Raw genomic sequence first — 16,110 nt, forward strand, 5'->3', positions numbered from 1 at the left:
ACTGGCTCTGCATCCCGTCCTCGTTCGTGGCCGGGACGAAGGTGCTGACGGTGGTGATCTGCTGCATGTTCTTCCTCTTCCTCATCGTTTTTTTGCCGTGATTCTCAATCAGATTTGTCAAGCCAGCGGGGATGGTTTGGCTCGCCTGTTCTTCCTTCTCTCCCAGCGTTTTTTTGCCTGGAAGGCACGTAGTGCCGAGCAGGGTCGGAGGCGGGAGCGCAACCCGGAGGGCGGAGGAGGAGAGGTTGTCGGCGCGATGTGAGGGAGCGCAGCGACCGCGTGCCGAGAACCTCGGAGGAGCCGGCCGCGCAGCGGCTTGCGCGGACACTGGAGGCCCGTACGCTGCCGAAGGCTTCCAGGCAAAAATGCGCACAGCGCTCAACACCGCCGCCGGCCAGAGGCCGGTGTTCGCTCGGGTCTGTGAACCGCGACGCTCGTCGCGGCGGCTCTCAGTGGTCTTCGGTGAGGTGGCGGTAGATGGTGCCGCGAGACACGCCGAAGGTGTCGGCGATCTGCTGGACCGTGTAGGTCTTCTCGTCGTACATCGCACGCGCCTGTTTCGCCTTCGTCGGCGTCATCTTGAAGCGCCCGCCGCCCTTACGTCCGCGAGCTCGAGCGGCGGCAAGGCCGTCGTGGGTTCGCTCCACGATGAGGTCGTGCTCGAACTCCGCGATCGCGGCGAGCATGTGGAAGAACAGCCGGCCGCCCGGAGTGGTGGTGTCGATGCCCTGAGACAGCGCCTTCAGTCCGACGCCGCGCTGCTGGAGGCCGTCGGCTACCTCTTTCAAGTTCCGCACGGACCGGCCGAGGCGATCGAGCTTCGTCACGACGAGGGAGTCACCCTCGCGGAGGTAGTCGAGAGCGTCCTCGAGCGCGGGACGCTTCGCGAGTACTCCGGAGGCGTGCTCGACGAACACCTTCTCGCAGCCGGCTGCCGTGAGCGCATCGGTCTGAGCGTCGGGGTTCTGGTCTCTGGTCGAGACGCGCGCGTATCCGATCGAAGCCATAGGCCTGACTGTACTGCGAACGTAGGTTGCGGGTCATAGCTCTCGGACACGGGCCGTGGAACACGGCGCGCCGATTGGACCGCCGCGCTGCTCGACCGTCTCGTAAACGATCGTTCGCGAACACCTCGGCAGTGGTCGCTCAAATCGATTTCTGTCGATAACATCGGTGCATGCCGATTGATCACGTGCGGGGCACCTCTGCCGCCGTCTCCCTCTTTCACTCTTTGGCCGACCCGAAGCGTCTCCAGATCGTGCGGCGACTTCAGCATGGTGAGGCTCGGGTCAGTGATCTAGTGGCGGAGCTGGGCGTGGCGCAGTCGACGGCTTCTGAGCACATGAGCTGCCTGCGCGAGTGCGGCCTGGTCGTGGGGCGTGCAGAGGGACGGCAGGTGTTCTACTCGTTGGCCCGTCCGGAGCTGATCGATCTTCTCGAGTCCGCTGAGGCACTTTTGGAGGCGACGGGGTTCCAAGCGGATCTGTGCGGCACGTTCGGGGCGGAAGCACGGAGCGCACGTGACGTGGACGCTGCCGCATCGGAGGTCCGTCGGGGCGTGGAAGTGGCGCCGTGATCGGCACTATCGCGGCGGCAATCGGACTGTTCGCTGCGACGAACATCGATGACATCGTGGTTCTGACGGTGCTGTTCCTCGCGTCCGCCCGTGGCTCGCTGCCGGGCTGGAAGGTTGTGGCGGGGCAGTACCTCGGCTTCGCGACTCTCGTCGCGATCAGCGTCGTTGCCGCCGCCGGGTTGACGATCATCCCGGATGAGTGGGTGGGGCTTTTGGGCCTGATCCCGCTGGCGATCGGTCTGTACGGGCTCATCCGCACCCTGCGCAGCAGGGGCGATGATGACGACGACGATGACGAGAGTTCGATCAGTGCGGTCGGGCTGCTGGGCGTTGCGGGGATCACGATCGCGAACGGCGCGGACAACATCTCCCTCTACACGCCCGTATTCCGCACGAGCCCGATCGCGGACACGGTGGTCACGATCATCGTGTTCTTCCTCCTCGTCGCGGTGTGGTGCCTGATCGCTCGCGTCGTCGGCACGAACAAGACGGTGACCGAGCTGTTGGAGAGGGTCGAGCACTGGCTCGTGCCTGCCGTATTCATCGGCCTGGGTCTGTTCATCCTGATCGAGTCGGGTGTTCTGCCTCGACTCCTCGAGCTGTTCTGATGCCCGCCACGCGCAGGCTCGTCCTCCGAGTGGCTTTCATCGCTGCGCTGATTGCGGCCGCGTTCGGTCTTGATCAGCTCACGAAGAGCTGGGCCCTGACAGCGCTGGAAGACGGACGCACGATCGAGCTCGCTCTCGGAGCGCGGTTCGAGTTGATCTTCAACCCCGGCGTCGCCTTCGGGATGGGCTCCGAGCTGGGACCTGCACTGGCGGTCGGACTGATCGTCATTCTTGTGACCCTCACGGTGTGGGTGTTCGTGCGGACCATCCGCGGGGCTCCGCTGGGTGGACCGGCACTTCTCGCTCTCGCCGCCGGCGGTGGCGCAGGGAACATCTGGGACCGCATCAGCCGAGCCGCGGACACGCCGCTGGGCGGAGAGGTCGTCGACTTCATCGCGGTCGACTGGTTCGCGATCTTCAACGTCGCCGACATCTTCACCACCTGCGGCATCGCCGGCTGGGCCCTCCTGCAGGTCTTCGGCAGAGCGGACGCGCCCCAACCACAGACGAGCGAAACCTGATCGAGGCGCAGCCCTGAGCCTCACCGTTCGCCGGATCACGGCGCCGTCCCCTTGTTTCTGCCGACCACCGGCCTGACAGAAAGCACCACCCGTGAAAACCAGCACCAAGGTCAACCTGATCGCCATCGCCGCGGCTGTCTTCGTCGTCGCGGTCATCGCCGCGATCGCGATCTTCCGGCCCTTCTCCGCCTCCCGCGAAGAGGTCGCCGCCGCGACGCCCGTCCTCGAGCAGAACACCCACATGCTCGATCAGGCGGAGGACGGGAAGGTGACGCTGGTCGAGTTCCTCGACTTCGAGTGCGAGGTCTGCGCGGCCGTCTACCCGACCATCGAGCAGCTGCGTGAGGAGTACGCAGGCCGGGTCACCTTCGCGACCCGCTACTTCCCGATTCCCTCGCATCGCAACTCCGAGAATGCCGCTCTCGCCGTCGAGGCAGCAGCGCGGCAGGACCGGTTCGAGGAGATGTACGACCGGATGTTCCAGACGCAGGCGAGCTGGGGCGAGAGCCAAGACTCCAAGGCCGACGTGTTCCGCGGCTTCGCGGAGGAGATCGGCCTCGACCTGGAGCAGTACGACGCGGATGTGGCCGACCCGTCGACGCTCGAGCGGGTGCGCTTTGATTTCGAGGCGGGCAAGGACCTGGGGGTGCAGGGCACGCCGACGATCTTCGTCAACGACGAGGCGATCCAGCTCGAACGCCTCGAAGACATCCAGGCCGCTCTCGACGCCGCTCTCGCCTCGTGAGCGCCCTCAGCCGCCGCGCCCTGCTGGCCCTTCCCCCGCTCGCGATGATCGGCATCGGGACCAGCGGATGCGCGCGGGACGACCTCGCGGAGCAGTACCGCGGCGGGTCGAACAAGAACTACGTCGCCGGTGACGGCACCGTCATCGAATGGCCTGTCGGCAGCCGCGGCGAGCCGGTCGACTTCGCCGGAACGAGCGAAACGGGCGACGCGATCAGCTCCGAGGATTACCGCGGGCAGGTGCTCGTCGTGAACTTCTGGTACGCCGCCTGCGCCCCCTGCCGCGCCGAAGCACCCGACCTGCAAGCGCTGCACGAGCAGTACGACGGGAACGGAGCGGCGTTTCTCGGTGTCAACGTTCGCGACCAAGCCGACACCGCCACCTCGTTCGCGAACACCTACGGCATCACCTACCCCTCGATCATCGATACCGACGCCGCCGTGGCCCTCGCGTTCTCTGGGAAGTTCGCCGCGAACGCCGTCCCTACCACCCTCGTGCTCGACGTCGACGGCCGACCCGCCGCGCGGATCCTCGGCCGGGTCACCGCCCGCTCCATCCTCGACACCCTCATCGCGGACACCATCGCGGAGGCGGCCTCGTGAACTGGGGAGAGGCTGTGTTCAGCGGCCAACTCCTGCTCGCCGCGCCCATCGCGGTCCTCGCCGGCCTCGTCTCGTTCGCGTCCCCGTGCGTGCTCCCCCTCGTCCCCGGCTACCTCGCCTACATCGGCGGAAACCCCGACCTCGCCACAGGCAGCCGGCGCCGCCTCGTCGCCGGAGTGGGCCTGTTCATCGCCGGTTTCGCCGTCGTCTTCATCGCCTACGGCGCCGCGTTCGGCGCCCTCGGGACATGGCTGCTCGAATGGCAGGACACCGTCACCCGCATCCTCGGAGTGCTCGTGATCCTCATGGGCGTCGTGTTCATCGGGCAGGTCCGGTTCCTGCAACGCACCATCCGCCCCCGCTGGAAACCCGCGACCGGACTCGCCGGAGCACCCCTGCTCGGTGTGGTGTTCGGGCTCGGCTGGACACCCTGCTTCGGGCCCACCCTCGCCGCGATCTCCGCGCTGAGCCTGGACGGCGCCTCCGCCGGCCGCGGCGCGTTCCTCGGCCTGCTGTACTGCCTGGGCCTGGGACTGCCGTTCCTGCTGATCGCCCTCGGATTCTCCTGGGCCGCCACCGCGACCAGCTTCCTCAAACGCCACATCCGCACCATCAACCTCCTCGGCGGAGGGCTACTCATCCTCATCGGCACCGCCATGGTCAGCGGCCTGTGGACCCAGTTGATCTACCGCCTCCAGAACCTGATCAACGGATTCGTCCTCCCCATCTGACCCGTCACCCCCGCCCCGAGAGGACCACCGAATGAGCGCACTCACCCCCGCCGAGACCGAACAGCTGACCCGACGCGGGCTGCGCCTGGCGCAGTTCACCGTCGCCTACAACGTCATCGAGGGCATCGTCGCGATCGCGGCCGGTATCGCCGCGGGACTCGTGTCCGTGATCGGGTTCGGCATCGACTCCGGCATCGAGTCGATCGCCGCCGTGCTGGTAGGGCTGCGCCTGGCGGCGCGGCTGCGGCATGGTGAGGCGGACGAAGCGAAGGAGCGGCGCACGTTGAAGTTCGTCGCCGTGACGTTCTTCCTCCTCGCCGCCTACGTGAGCATCGAGGGCATCCGCAGCCTGATCGCGGGTGACGCTCCCGAGTCCTCCCCGGTCAGCATCGTGCTCCTGATCCTCTCGATCATCGTCATGCCGGTCCTTGCGGCGGTGAAAACGCGTGTCGGGAAGAGGCTCGGAGACCCCCTGATCCTCGCGGACGCAGCGGAGACTCGGATCTGCGTGCTGTTGAGCGTCTCCACCCTCGTCGGGCTCGTCCTCTACGCCCTCACTGGAGCCGCGTGGCTTGACCCGGTTGCAGGGTTCGTCATCGCTCTCTTCGCCATTCACGAGGGACGCGAGGCCTGGGAAGGCGAGCTCGTAGAAGACGACGATGACGATGACTAGAGCGGGCGCCGACAGGCGAGCCACGAGCGGGCTGACGATCGATGTTCCGGGGCAGACACCCTCAACCTCAGAAGTGCTCTCCTCGGGTGCGACGCGCACGGCGGGAGGATGATCGGAGAATGATGATCGAGGTTCTTCACATCGACGACTGCCCGAACTGGAAGGACGTCGGCCCTCGCCTGGACCAGGCGCTGAAGTCCACCGGCCACTCCGACATCCCCGTCACCTACCGGCTTCTGGCGACACCGGAGGACGCCGCCGGCGTCGCTTTCGCGGGTTCCCCGACGATCACCCTCGACGGGGAAGACCTGTTCCCGTCGGGCGGGCGGACCACGGATCTTGCCTGTCGGATCTACTTCACGCCGAGCGGGCTGGCGGGTCTTCCGACGACGGAGCAGCTCGTGGAAGCGATCGCTGCCCGTGAACCCTGATTCCTCCGTCACCTGTTCCTGCTGCGGACGGGCCCGCCGTCGACGTCAGGTTCACGCACTCAACGATGGCGCCGCGTACGTGTGCCGGCGGTGCGGGCTCTGGATAGCGCTGCGCCCGGGCAGCGATCACCCCCGCGCCTCCTCATTGTCTCGGCGCTGACACGCCGGAACTCAACGCCGGTCAGGTCGTTCGGGTTGCTCTCAGCCCGAGCCGGGTGCGGCCGCGAGGCTTGAGGACGGACAGGGCGGTGATAACCACGAGAACGACGGCGCCGCCGGCGGTCGCGACGACCAGTTGCGTGCGGGTTCCCTCGAGCGTGGAGGGGATGAGCCCGTGGCGGGCGGCGAGGGACATCGTTTCGATGAGGCGCGTGTGCAGCAGGAGGACTGCGGTTGCGAAGACACTCAGCCACAGCTTGATCGCCACCCAGTAGTGGCGCACCAGTCCCCAGTGCGTTCCGAGGCCTTGCAGGATTCCGGTGGCGAGGGAGGCGAGGGCGAACGGGATGATGACGAACGTCCCCAGCGGGTCCAACGCCAAGTAGGCGCTTCGGACCGTGAAGGGGTCGCTGCTGGTCGCTCCGACGAGCGCGATCGCGAGGAACGCGCCCACCGCGCCGAACCAGCCCACGGACACCAGGACGTGGACGGTGAGGGCGACTCGGCGAGCTCGCGGGCCGAGCATCATCAGTGATTCATCATCTGCGCCCCGCCGCCGGTGAGCAGGTGCACGACGATGAAGCCGATCGCGAGGACGACGACGACGACCATGAACACCTTCACCCAGCGGGGGCGCTCCGGGACGGGCGACGGCGTGCCAGACGGGTTGGAGTCACTCATGCGCTCAGCCTAGGCACCCGCCCAACCCATCCCGTATCGATGTGGTGCGTTGCCCCTGCCCCGACATCTTCGGTCAAGTCGGGAATCTTCCGCCCGATCACCCCGTTGTCTGATACCCCCGGGGGGTATACCGTCGGATCAGGCCGGAAGCGGCCGGAAGGAGTCATGATGGCGCAGCACCACCTGCACGATGACGAGCACGAGAGTGCTCACCGCACCGTCGAAGCACGCGACGTCGACGCGGGAAGGACAGGTCATCACGTGAGTACGGCCCCTGACGGGCACGCCGGGCACCAGATGCGCGGAGCGCCTGATCCTCACGCAGGCCACAACATGACGGCGGGCGCTGCCGGCCACGGCGGCCACGGCGGCCACGGCGGCCACGGCGGCCACGGCGATCATGTCGGCCAGTTCCGGCGGTTGTTCTGGATCATGCTGGTGTTCGCGGTGCCGGTGGTCGTGTTCAGCGGCATGTTCTCGATGATCCTGGGCTACTCCCTCCCCGACGTTGCGGGGGTCGGCTGGATCTCGCCGGTGCTCGGGACGGTGATGTACGTCTGGGGCGGCCGGCCCTTCCTGCAGGGGGCGGTGTCGGAGCTGCGCTCGAGGACGCCGGGGATGATGCTGCTGATCGCTCTGGCGATCACGGTCGCGTTCCTCGCGTCGTGGGGTGCGAGCGCGGGGCTGCTGGATCACGAGCTGGACTTCTGGTGGGAGCTGGCGCTGCTGATCGTGATCATGCTGCTCGGGCACTGGATCGAGATGCGCTCTCTCGCGCAGACGTCCTCCTCGCTGGACTCTCTCGCGGCGCTGCTGCCGGATGAGGCGGAGCGGGTGCGCGAGGGTGAGGTGGAGAAGGTGTCTCCCGCGGACCTGGTGCAGGGGGATGTCGTGGTCGTGCGTCCCGGCGGCCGGGTGCCGGCGGACGGCCGGGTGCTGGAGGGCACCGCGGACGTGGATGAGTCGATGATCACCGGGGAGTCCCGCCCGGTCAGTCGCGGCCCGGGATCGATGGTCGTGGCCGGCACGGTCGCCACGGACACGGCGTTGCGGGTGGAGGTGACGGCCGTCGGCGACGACACCGCTCTCGCCGGCATCCAGCGCCTGGTCACGGAGGCGCAGAACTCGTCCTCCCGGGCGCAGCGCATCGCTGATGTTGCCGCCGGGTGGTTGTTCTGGTTCGCGTTGGGCGCGGGAGTGATCACCGCGATCGTGTGGTCGCTGCTGGGCAGTCCCGACGAGGCGGTGATCCGCACCATCACGGTTCTGGTCATCGCGTGCCCGCACGCGCTGGGACTCGCGATCCCGCTGGTGGTGTCCATCGCGACCGAGCGGGCCGCGAAGGGCGGCGTCCTCGTCAAGGACCGTCTCGCGTTGGAGAGCATGCGCACGGTGACCACGGTCCTGTTCGACAAGACGGGCACCCTGACCAAGGGCGAGCCGACGCTCGCCGCCGTGCACACTGTCGACGGGGTGAACGAGGAGCAGCTGCTCGCGGTCGCTGCGGCGGTCGAGGCGGACAGTGAGCACCCTCTCGCTCGGGCGATCGTGGCAGCCGCGAACAGCCGCGGCGTGCGGGTGCCGGCAGCGACCGGTTTCCAGGCGTCGACCGCTGTCGGCGTCACGGCGCAGGTCGAGGGGCGTGCGGTGAGCGTGGGCGGTCCGTCGATGCTGCGCGCGCACAACGCTGCCGCGCTCGAGCAGACGCGCGCGTGGGAGGCGGAGGGGATGATCATCCTCCACGTCCTCGCCGGCGGTCGGGTCATCGGGGCTCTCGGGCTCGCGGATGAGGTGCGGGAGGAGTCCCGGCAGGCTGTCGACGCGCTGCACGCGATCGGCGTGCAGGTGGTCATGATCACCGGCGACGCGGAAGCGGTCGCCCGCACCGTGGGCGAGGAGCTCGGCATCGACCGGGTGTTCGCCGGCGTGAAGCCGGAGGACAAGGCCGCGAAGGTCATCGAGTTGCAGCGCGAGGGCCGACGGGTCGCGATGGTCGGTGACGGCGTCAACGACGCTCCCGCTCTCGCGCAGGCCGACGTGGGAATCGCGATCGGCGCAGGCACCGATGTCGCGATCGCATCCGCCGGGGTGATCCTGGCCTCCGATGACCCCCGGTCGGTGCTGTCCGTGATCGAGCTGTCCCGGGCCAGCTACCGGAAGATGAAGCAGAACCTGTGGTGGGCGGCCGGCTACAACCTCCTCTCCGTCCCCCTGGCCGCGGGAGTGCTCGCGCCGATCGGGTTCGTGCTGCCGATGTCGGTCGGGGCTCTGCTGATGTCCGCGTCCACGGTCGTCGTCGCCGTGAACGCGCAGCTGCTGCGCCGCCTGGAGCTGTCCCCGCAGGCCAGCACCCGCGCCGCGCGCGAACGCGACACCAGCCCAGTCCGTCACGAGGAGGGCCGCAGTACCGTCCAGGTGCGCCCGTAGTCGCCGGAGGCGACCACTCCGCGCTCGTCGGCGGCAAGGACCCACTGTTCTTCGCCGTCGACGAGCGCGAACGCCTCCGGCTGCCCCTCGAGGGTTCCGTGGCTCTGCCAGGAGCCCTCGAGAGTTCCCGTCCACAACGTCCCGTCGACGTCGACACCGACCAGCTGCCCGCCGGCACTGCCGTCCACGAGGAACAGGGCGGGCGCGCCGGAGACGGGCCGGAACGTGACCGCGGCGACCTCGCTGACCTGTAAGCCCGTCTCGGTCGTCGCGAACACCCGGTCGGGACGCTCGGGGTCCACGGTCAGATCGCGCAGCGGCAGTTGCGCAGACGGGGTCCATGCGGCGCCGGAGTCGTCGCTGCGGAGGATGACGCCGCGGCTCGCGTCGTACCCGTACACGCGGGTCGCCGCATCGGTGAGAGCGACGGTCGCGAGGTCGTGGAAATCCGTCTCCCCACTCAGGGACACCGGCTCCCAGGTCGCGGCCGCATCGATGCTGCGGATCAGACCCAGGTTGGGTCCTGGCGCGGACCTGTCGGCGGGGTCGGGATGCCCGGAGGCGTAGAACACTCCCTCCGGGGTGATCGTGAACCCCATCGTGTCCTGCGCCCGGCCGGCGACCGGCCCTCCGCCCGCTTCGTCGTCGGTCGGGGTGGGGCTGGCCGGGTAGGTGTCCGGGAGGGTGTCGGTGGGGATCACCCACACTCCCGAGTGCGCAGCCGCGTAGGTGAGCCCGGTCACCGGATCCCAGCCCAGCCCGTGCACGTGCTCCAACCCTGCCGGCGCGGCCACGAGCGCGCCCGTCTCCACGCGGCCTGACGAAACGCAGCCGGTGAGCAGCGCCACCGTCACGGCGGCGCCGACGATGACGGCGAGACGCCGCGTGCGGCGCGAGCGGTGCCCGCAATGCTCAGCCAAGGCCGACACCCAGATCGCTCATGAAGCCTTCCGGGTCCACGGGGCTCCCGTCCACGCGCGTTTCAAAGTGCAGGTGACAGCCGGAGGAGGCGCCGGTGGAGCCCACGAGAGCGATCAGGTCGCCGGCGGCGACCGTGTCACCCACGTCCACGAGCAGGTCGCTGTTGTGCGCGTAGCCGGTCTCGATGCCGTCGCTGCTCGCCAGCAGGATCCAGTTGCCGTAGCTGCCGGCGTAGCCGGCTTCCTCGACCGTGCCGCCAGTCGCTGCGACCACCGGGGTTCCGCAGGGGGCGGCGAGGTCGGTGCCCTTGTGGAACGCGCTCACGCCCGCGACCGGGGCATCCGGGCGAGGACCGAACGTGCTCGAGATGCGCCCCGCGACCGGCACCCGCCAGGTAGCGGACGCGACCTCGCTGTCCTCAGTGGATGCGGCGGACTCTTCTGATGCGTCGTCCACGAGTTCCGTGGCGACGGCGGCGGTCACCAGCACCTCGGGTTTGGCTTCCGCGCCGAACGTGTCCCGGGTGACGGTGAGCTGCACCGCGCCGGCCGCGACGAACGTCTGCGGCTGCGCCTCGCTGACGGCCAGGGTCGTGGTCTTGGTCGGGGTGCCGTCGACGGCGAACGCGGGCATGGAGGAGGTCACCGCGATCATCGTGACGAGAGTCATCGCGGACATCCCAGCCAGGCGCGGCCGCATCGTGGCCGTGCCCGGCGGGGCCGGGCGCGGGCGGGCCGCGACGCGGGCGGCGTGCTGCAACGCCTGCGCGTCGGCTCGCGAGGGCGCCGTGTACGTCACCCGGCGTCCGAGCGTGAGCGCAGCCTGCCGCGGGGAGGCATCGCGGGTGCGGGTTCGGGTGCGGTGCACGTCGCGGCGGCGCGGGTCGCTCGTCGGCGTCGACGCGGCGCTCACCGGGCGACTCCCGAGCGAAGCGGACGGGGGTGAAGAGGAAGGCGGTGCATAGGGGGACGTTTCTGGTTCGAGCGCCCTCAGAGGGCGCGAAGAAGTAGAGGGTGGGGATCGCCAGGTACGGCGACCCCCACCGGGGCGCGGCGGTAGCGCGCACGGGCGCGACGCAGCAGCGCTCCGCCTGCCCAGGAGGGGGAAGGGGCGTCAGAAAGACGGGTCAGCGGGACGCGAGGAGATCCTGCATGGTTGCGATCTCCTCGGTCTGGGTCTGCACGATCGTGTTCGCCATGTCGATGGCGTCCGCGTTCTGGCCCTCGTCGACCTCGGTCTGCGCCATCTCCACGGCGCCCTCGTGGTGCATCATCATCTGCTCGAGGAACAGCGTCTCCGCCTCGGCGCCGGTCGCGCTCTCCAGCGAGGACATGTCCTCGTCGGACATCATCCCGTCCATGCTGTGATCCATGCCCGACATCGAGTCCTCAGCGCCCCACGCGCTGATCCACTCCTCGAGCTGCGCGATCTCCGGACCCTGCGCTTCCTTGATCTGGGTCGCGAGGTCGGTGACGTCGGTGCTGATGCCGTCCTTCGCGAGGATCATGTCGGCCATCTCCACCGCCTGCTCGTGGTGGGGCTTCATCATCTGCGCGAACATCACGTCCTGATCGTTGAAGTCCGCCTCCGCCGCAGCAGTCGAAGACGGCGACGCGGACGCGGACGAGGAGGAGCTGCTGTGGTCCATGCCGCCCGTGCCGGAGCTGTCCGAGCAGGCGGCCAGAGTAATTGCGGTCGCCAGAGCGAGAGTCGAGGCGAGAAGAGTGCGCTTGGTGTTCATGAGTGTCGTATCCGTTCAGTAGGTAGCAGGAATCGCCGGAACCGCGCCCTGCGGGCGGGGTGATGAGGTCGCAGCGGACGCTGCGACGACAGGCGAATCAGGTGCGACTGATCGACAACACCGTCAACGACGGCAGATACACATGGAACTTCGCGCGCGGAACGAGCAGCAGAAGACGCGGACCCGCGTCGAGCACGCGCGCGAACAGCGCCGGCACCCGGGCCAGGAGGATCAGGGACGCGAGGAAGAAGACGATGACGCACGTCGCCGCCATCAGAGCGCACCCCATCGCGCAACTGTCATCACACGGCACCATCGGCACGACCGCGCCCTGATCGGCGCCAGCCACGAGAGCCATCCCGCCTGTCGACGCAGCTACCGGGTCGGCGTGAGCATCGGTCTGCGCATGCGTGTGTCCTGCGGACACAGACGCGTCGGAATGGCTGCCCATCATCGAGTGCATCGCGAACACGCCCAGCAGCAGAGCCGCCAACGTCAGCACCACGACCACCGCGCGCATCAGCGGCGCGGACAGCTTAGAAACGACGCTGTCGCTCATGATCCACACCTCCGACACTGCTCGTCACTCGTCCGAGGGCATCAGAAGGGACGCCCATGCATACCCCCCTAGAGTATGCAGAAAGCAGCCGGAGCGGCTGAAAACCCCCTCCGTACCCGTCCGCCCCGCGCAGCAGCGGACGAGCTGCACCAGCACCCGGGGGATGAGGACACCGTGACCGAGCAGACGAGCGAGCAGACCGACATCACCGGCGCCCACGGCTACATCTCCGACAAGGACCAGTACCTCCGCCGCCTTCGCCGCATCGAGGGGCAGGCTCGCGGCCTGCAGAACATGGTTGAAGACGAGCAGTACTGCATCAAGATCCTCACCCAGATCTCCGCGATGACCAGCGCCCTCGAGTCCGTCGCGCTCGGTCTCCTGAACGACCACCTGAACCACTGCGTCCTCGAGGCCGCCGCAGCCGGCGGCGACGAAGCGAAGATCAAGCTGCAAGAAGCCTCCGACGCCATCGCGCGGCTCGTCCGCTCCTGACGTTCAAGTGCGCAACCCGCCCTGAATGACGCCGGCGGTCCTCGACGCAGCGGGATACCGGCGCCCTGGCTAAGCGTTCCCGCTTGTCCTTCGACGGCTTCACGGCAGTTCGATCCGCTGCGATCCGTGGGATGAGGCGAACGAACACGACCGCAGTAGCGCCGCAGCCTGGCGCAGGCGTGCCGAGGTGAGCGATGACATCGGCTATCGGGGCAGCAGTTCGGTTCGTAGGGTCGGACTTATGGAACCGTCTCGACAGCTACCCGCCATCGGCGCCCCGGCCTCCCGCGCGCTCGAGGAAGCGGGCGTGCATGATGCGGACGACCTGCGGCGGGTGGGCCTGGACCACCTCGCGACCCTCCATGGGGTAGGACCTAAGGCTCTCCGACTTCTCCAGCAGACCCTCGACGCCGACGCGCGCAAGCGGTGACAGCCGATCGATCGGGTGCTCTCCATGCACCCCGAGCATGTGTGTTCCTGCGACATGCTCGCGCCTTTGAGCTGTCCGGAGCGGCCCGTCCGGGCTGTTCTGCCGCCAGTGGTGGCGGGGGTCGCTGACATGATGACGGGGTGCTGATCGCGTACCTGGACGAGTCCTACACACAGGACTTCTACTTCATCGGCGCTGCCGTGACGACACAGGAGAAGTGGGAGCAGCTCGAGCACGGCTACGCCGCTCTCCGGGAGCAGATCGCCGCGGATCACGGGGTGCCGGCGGATGTCGAGTTTCACGGGCACGAGCTGATGGGCGGCGCCGGCGAGTGGGCTCCTCTGCGCGGGAAGCATCGTGAGGCGGCGGGCATCTACGCGGCCGCGCTGCGCATCGCGCAGGAGGCAGAAGTCCGCTACCTGTTCCGGGGCGTGGACGTGAAGCGCCTGAACGCCCGGTACCGGTACCCGGAGCAGCCGCACAAGATCGTGCTGCAGCACCTGCTCGAGCGGGTGAACGAGTACCGCCGTGACGTCTTCTCCTTCGATACCGAGGAGGTGATCGTCGTCGCCGACGAGATCGCGACGCAGGAGGAGCACCGGCGGCAGTTCGAGAGCTACCGGTCACTGGGCACGCCGGGCTACCTGACGAGCCGCCTTAACCTGATTTCCTCCCCGATCCAGTTCGCGTCCTCGAGGAACGCCGCCGGGGTGCAGGCGGCCGACCTCGCGATCTACCTGCACCGGCGTCGGCAGACGGTGACGGAGACGCACCCGAAGTCCGCGGCGACGATGACGCGCCTGGGCGCTCTGATCGACGCGTCGACGTCGCACGACCGGATCTGGACGCCTTAAAAACGAAGACCCCGCTAGGCGGGGTCTTCGGCTGGCAACGTTCCGGGAACCGGCCCGTTGTGACGATCACGATACACGCGGATCCTGGACGAGTCACGGCGTCACGGGCGCCGCCGCTCGATGAGGATCGTGTCGCGCCAGCGGCCAGCCTCCGGCCCGTACGTCATCTGCGCGATGCGCTCCCGGATGCCCACACGCCGGAATCCAGCGCGGTCGTGGAGGGCGAGACTGGCGGTGTTCTCGGGGAAGATGCTCGACTGGATCGTCCACAGGTCCGCGTCGTCCGCCGCGGCGATGAGCGCGGCCAGCAGCCTCGATCCGACGCCGCGGCCACGTGCAGCGGCGGCGATGTAGACGGAGTGCTCGACCACGCCCGGTAGACGGGGCGGGCCGAGACCTTCGACAACGCGGCCCAGCCGAGGATCTGTTCTCCGTCGACGGCGACCAGGCGCCCGACGTCGAGCTTCCCCGCGTCGAACGCCTCCCGCGTGGGCGGTTCGGCCTCGAAGGTGGCGTGCCCGGTCGCGATCCCCTCGCGGTAGATCGTCTCGACCGCCGCCCAGTCTCCGGGGGTCATCGGCCGGATCGCGGTCATGAGCAGCAGCTCCCTCCGGCGGATCCGATGTCGGTGGAGCAGACGCCGGTTTCGGGGAGCACGAGCTGGACGCGCCGGGCGGCGGCGTGATCGCCGGCGAGTTCGTCCGCGATGGAGCGGACCTGCTCGTAGCCGGTGGCGAGCAGGAAGGTCGGCGCACGGCCGTACGACTTCATCCCGGCGATGAAGAAGTTCGGCTCGGGGTGGGCGAGTTCCGCGACGCCGTGGGGGTCGACGGTGCCGCAGGAGTGCAGGTTCGGGTCGATGAGCGAGGCGAGGGCGCGGGGTGCTTCCACGATCTCGTCCAGGGAGACGCGGATCTCGCGCAGCATGTCGAGGTCGGGCCGGAACCCGGTGGCCTGCACCACGACATCGACTTCCACGCTCTCGCGCTCCTTCCGGCGGCGCCCCATCACCGTGACGCCGCCGGAGGGGGTCTTCTCGAGGCGGTCGATTTCGAAGCGGTCCAGGAGGGTGATCGCGCCGTCGCGGACGAGCTGGTGGACGGTGCCGCCGAGCTTGCCGCGCTCCTCGAGCTCGTCGTCGCCGGAGCCGAAGACGCGCACCGGGCTCGTGCCGCGGATCGCCCACGTGATCCTCGTCTCCGGTTCCTCGCGGGCGAGTCGAGCGAGCTTGATCAGGGTGTTCGCGGCGGAGTGGCCGGCGCCGACGACGAGGACGCTTTTCCCGGCGAACCGGGCACGGTCCGCACCGAGCACGTCCGGCAGTGCGTGGCTGAGGTGCTCCGCGACATCAAGGACACCGATTGGGTCAAGGCCCGCGGAGGCGAGCGCGTTGGGCGTGGAGTAGGTGCCGGAGGTGTCGATGACCGCGCGCGCGGTGACCTCGACGGCGCCCTCCGGAGTGTCCAGGCGCAGCAGGAACGGGGTCGCAGCGCGGCCGGTGGAGCGGGTGCGATCCATGCCCTCACGAGAGACGGCGGTGACACGGGAGCGGTAGCGGATGACCGGGGCGAGCTCCGGGGTCGCGGCGAGAGGAGCGAGGTAGTCGCGGACGAACTCGTGCCCGGTGGGCAGCTTCTTCGCTGCGGGGGCCTCCCAGCCGGCGGCGTCGAGCAGGCGCCCGGCGGCCGCGTCGACCAGGAACTCCCACGGGGAGAACAAGCGAGTGTGACCCCACTGCTGCACAGCGGCACCTGCGCTCTCACCCGCCTCGTAGACGATGACGTCGAGGCCGCGCTCGAGCAGCTGCGCGGCGGCGGCGAGACCCACGGGGCCGGCGCCGATGACGGCGACGGGCAGGCCGGTGAGGCGGCGCTCGTCGGTGCGGGGCGGGACGGTCAGCAGCAGGGTCATCAGGTGCACTCCTCAACATCGACGGTCATCGATGGATCGAGTCTG

General features: G+C 68.7%; 19 protein-coding genes and 1 pseudogene. 11 read left to right on the forward strand and 9 right to left on the reverse strand.

The genetic code is table 11. The annotated features are described in order from the left end of the window. Positions 1 to 449 precede the first annotated feature (449 nt). Complete coding sequence (locus C5B92_RS13625; protein WP_104256092.1) at positions 450 to 1,007, reverse strand: recombinase family protein; 558 nt, start codon at positions 1,005 to 1,007, stop codon at positions 450 to 452. Between the two features lie 170 nt (positions 1,008 to 1,177). Here C5B92_RS13625 and C5B92_RS13630 point away from each other — a divergent pair, with 170 nt between their 5' ends. The 8 genes from C5B92_RS13630 (at position 1,178) to C5B92_RS13665 (ending at position 5,887) form a co-directional block, all read left to right on the forward strand. Then, positions 1,178 to 1,576, forward strand: a complete 399-nt coding sequence (locus tag C5B92_RS13630) for a helix-turn-helix transcriptional regulator (protein ID WP_055794452.1) — start codon at positions 1,178 to 1,180, stop codon at positions 1,574 to 1,576. After that, a complete protein-coding gene (locus C5B92_RS13635; RefSeq protein ID WP_055794455.1) occupies positions 1,573 to 2,184 on the forward strand; it encodes a cadmium resistance transporter in 612 nt (203 codons plus the stop codon). Before C5B92_RS13630 ends, C5B92_RS13635 begins: the two co-directional genes overlap by 4 nt. Next, positions 2,184 to 2,705, forward strand: coding sequence for a signal peptidase II (locus C5B92_RS13640; protein ID WP_055794457.1), 522 nt, complete (start codon positions 2,184 to 2,186; stop codon positions 2,703 to 2,705). The genes C5B92_RS13635 and C5B92_RS13640 overlap by 1 nt, the downstream gene beginning before the upstream one ends. Before the next feature lie 91 nt (positions 2,706 to 2,796). Continuing rightward, on the forward strand, positions 2,797 to 3,450 hold the full coding sequence (locus C5B92_RS13645) for a thioredoxin domain-containing protein (RefSeq protein WP_082481720.1): 654 nt from the start codon (positions 2,797 to 2,799) through the stop codon (positions 3,448 to 3,450). Further along, complete coding sequence (locus C5B92_RS13650; RefSeq protein WP_104233615.1) at positions 3,447 to 4,052, forward strand: TlpA disulfide reductase family protein; 606 nt, start codon at positions 3,447 to 3,449, stop codon at positions 4,050 to 4,052. Before C5B92_RS13645 ends, C5B92_RS13650 begins: the two co-directional genes overlap by 4 nt. A gap of 14 nt (positions 4,053 to 4,066) precedes the next feature. Beyond that, positions 4,067 to 4,783 (forward strand): cytochrome c biogenesis CcdA family protein, encoded by a 717-nt coding sequence (locus tag C5B92_RS13655; RefSeq protein ID WP_374952936.1) that lies wholly within the window; start codon positions 4,067 to 4,069, stop codon positions 4,781 to 4,783. A 31-nt stretch (positions 4,784 to 4,814) separates the two neighbouring features. Then, positions 4,815 to 5,456: a cation diffusion facilitator family transporter gene (locus C5B92_RS13660; protein WP_055794460.1), complete on the forward strand. Its 642-nt coding sequence runs from the start codon at positions 4,815 to 4,817 to the stop codon at positions 5,454 to 5,456. Between the two features lie 119 nt (positions 5,457 to 5,575). Beyond that, positions 5,576 to 5,887: a hypothetical protein gene (locus C5B92_RS13665; protein ID WP_055794463.1), complete on the forward strand. Its 312-nt coding sequence runs from the start codon at positions 5,576 to 5,578 to the stop codon at positions 5,885 to 5,887. 181 nt (positions 5,888 to 6,068) lie between these two features. On the opposite strand, the gene C5B92_RS13670 is transcribed toward C5B92_RS13665, so the two are convergent. Both C5B92_RS13670 and C5B92_RS17395 read right to left on the reverse strand, forming a co-directional pair. Beyond that, positions 6,069 to 6,575, reverse strand: a complete 507-nt coding sequence (locus tag C5B92_RS13670; RefSeq protein WP_219812359.1) for a DUF2269 domain-containing protein — start codon at positions 6,573 to 6,575, stop codon at positions 6,069 to 6,071. Continuing rightward, complete coding sequence (locus tag C5B92_RS17395; protein ID WP_157603228.1) at positions 6,575 to 6,727, reverse strand: hypothetical protein; 153 nt, start codon at positions 6,725 to 6,727, stop codon at positions 6,575 to 6,577. Before C5B92_RS17395 ends, C5B92_RS13670 begins: the two co-directional genes overlap by 1 nt. A gap of 333 nt (positions 6,728 to 7,060) precedes the next feature. On the opposite strand from C5B92_RS17395, the gene C5B92_RS13675 reads away from it, so the two are divergent. Then, positions 7,061 to 9,154, forward strand: a complete 2,094-nt coding sequence (locus C5B92_RS13675; protein ID WP_374952937.1) for a heavy metal translocating P-type ATPase — start codon at positions 7,061 to 7,063, stop codon at positions 9,152 to 9,154. Here C5B92_RS13675 and C5B92_RS13680 read toward each other — a convergent pair. The 4 genes from C5B92_RS13680 to C5B92_RS13695 all read right to left on the reverse strand — a co-directional run bounded on the left by C5B92_RS13680 (position 9,115) and on the right by C5B92_RS13695 (position 12,375). Continuing rightward, positions 9,115 to 10,074 (reverse strand): F510_1955 family glycosylhydrolase, encoded by a 960-nt coding sequence (locus C5B92_RS13680; protein WP_146079323.1) that lies wholly within the window; start codon positions 10,072 to 10,074, stop codon positions 9,115 to 9,117. The genes C5B92_RS13675 and C5B92_RS13680 overlap by 40 nt on opposite strands. Continuing rightward, the gene (locus C5B92_RS13685) at positions 10,067 to 10,729 is read right to left on the reverse strand and encodes a M23 family metallopeptidase (RefSeq protein WP_146078442.1); all 663 of its coding nucleotides are present in this window, start codon (positions 10,727 to 10,729) and stop codon (positions 10,067 to 10,069) included. Before C5B92_RS13685 ends, C5B92_RS13680 begins: the two co-directional genes overlap by 8 nt. A gap of 472 nt (positions 10,730 to 11,201) precedes the next feature. After that, complete coding sequence (locus C5B92_RS13690) at positions 11,202 to 11,816, reverse strand: DUF305 domain-containing protein (protein WP_104256095.1); 615 nt, start codon at positions 11,814 to 11,816, stop codon at positions 11,202 to 11,204. Between the two features lie 97 nt (positions 11,817 to 11,913). Next, a complete protein-coding gene (locus C5B92_RS13695; RefSeq protein ID WP_146078443.1) occupies positions 11,914 to 12,375 on the reverse strand; it encodes a hypothetical protein in 462 nt (153 codons plus the stop codon). 174 nt (positions 12,376 to 12,549) lie between these two features. Here C5B92_RS13695 and C5B92_RS13700 point away from each other — a divergent pair, with 174 nt between their 5' ends. Both C5B92_RS13700 and C5B92_RS13710 read left to right on the forward strand, forming a co-directional pair. After that, a complete protein-coding gene (locus tag C5B92_RS13700) occupies positions 12,550 to 12,870 on the forward strand; it encodes a metal-sensitive transcriptional regulator (protein WP_055794478.1) in 321 nt (106 codons plus the stop codon). Between the two features lie 570 nt (positions 12,871 to 13,440). Next, positions 13,441 to 14,154, forward strand: coding sequence for a DUF3800 domain-containing protein (locus tag C5B92_RS13710; RefSeq protein ID WP_055794482.1), 714 nt, complete (start codon positions 13,441 to 13,443; stop codon positions 14,152 to 14,154). A 101-nt stretch (positions 14,155 to 14,255) separates the two neighbouring features. On the opposite strand, the pseudogene C5B92_RS13715 reads toward C5B92_RS13710, so the two are convergent. Together C5B92_RS13715 and C5B92_RS13720 are read right to left on the reverse strand one after the other, a co-directional pair. Next, positions 14,256 to 14,749, reverse strand: a pseudogene (locus C5B92_RS13715) (GNAT family N-acetyltransferase). Then, the gene (locus C5B92_RS13720; protein ID WP_104256096.1) at positions 14,746 to 16,065 is read right to left on the reverse strand and encodes an FAD-dependent oxidoreductase; all 1,320 of its coding nucleotides are present in this window, start codon (positions 16,063 to 16,065) and stop codon (positions 14,746 to 14,748) included. The pseudogene C5B92_RS13715 and the gene C5B92_RS13720 overlap by 4 nt, the downstream one beginning before the upstream one ends. Between the last annotated feature and the right edge of the window lie 45 nt (positions 16,066 to 16,110).

The sequence above is a fragment of the Rathayibacter sp. AY1A4 genome, assembly GCF_002930955.1.
Taxonomy (GTDB): domain Bacteria; phylum Actinomycetota; class Actinomycetes; order Actinomycetales; family Microbacteriaceae; genus Rathayibacter.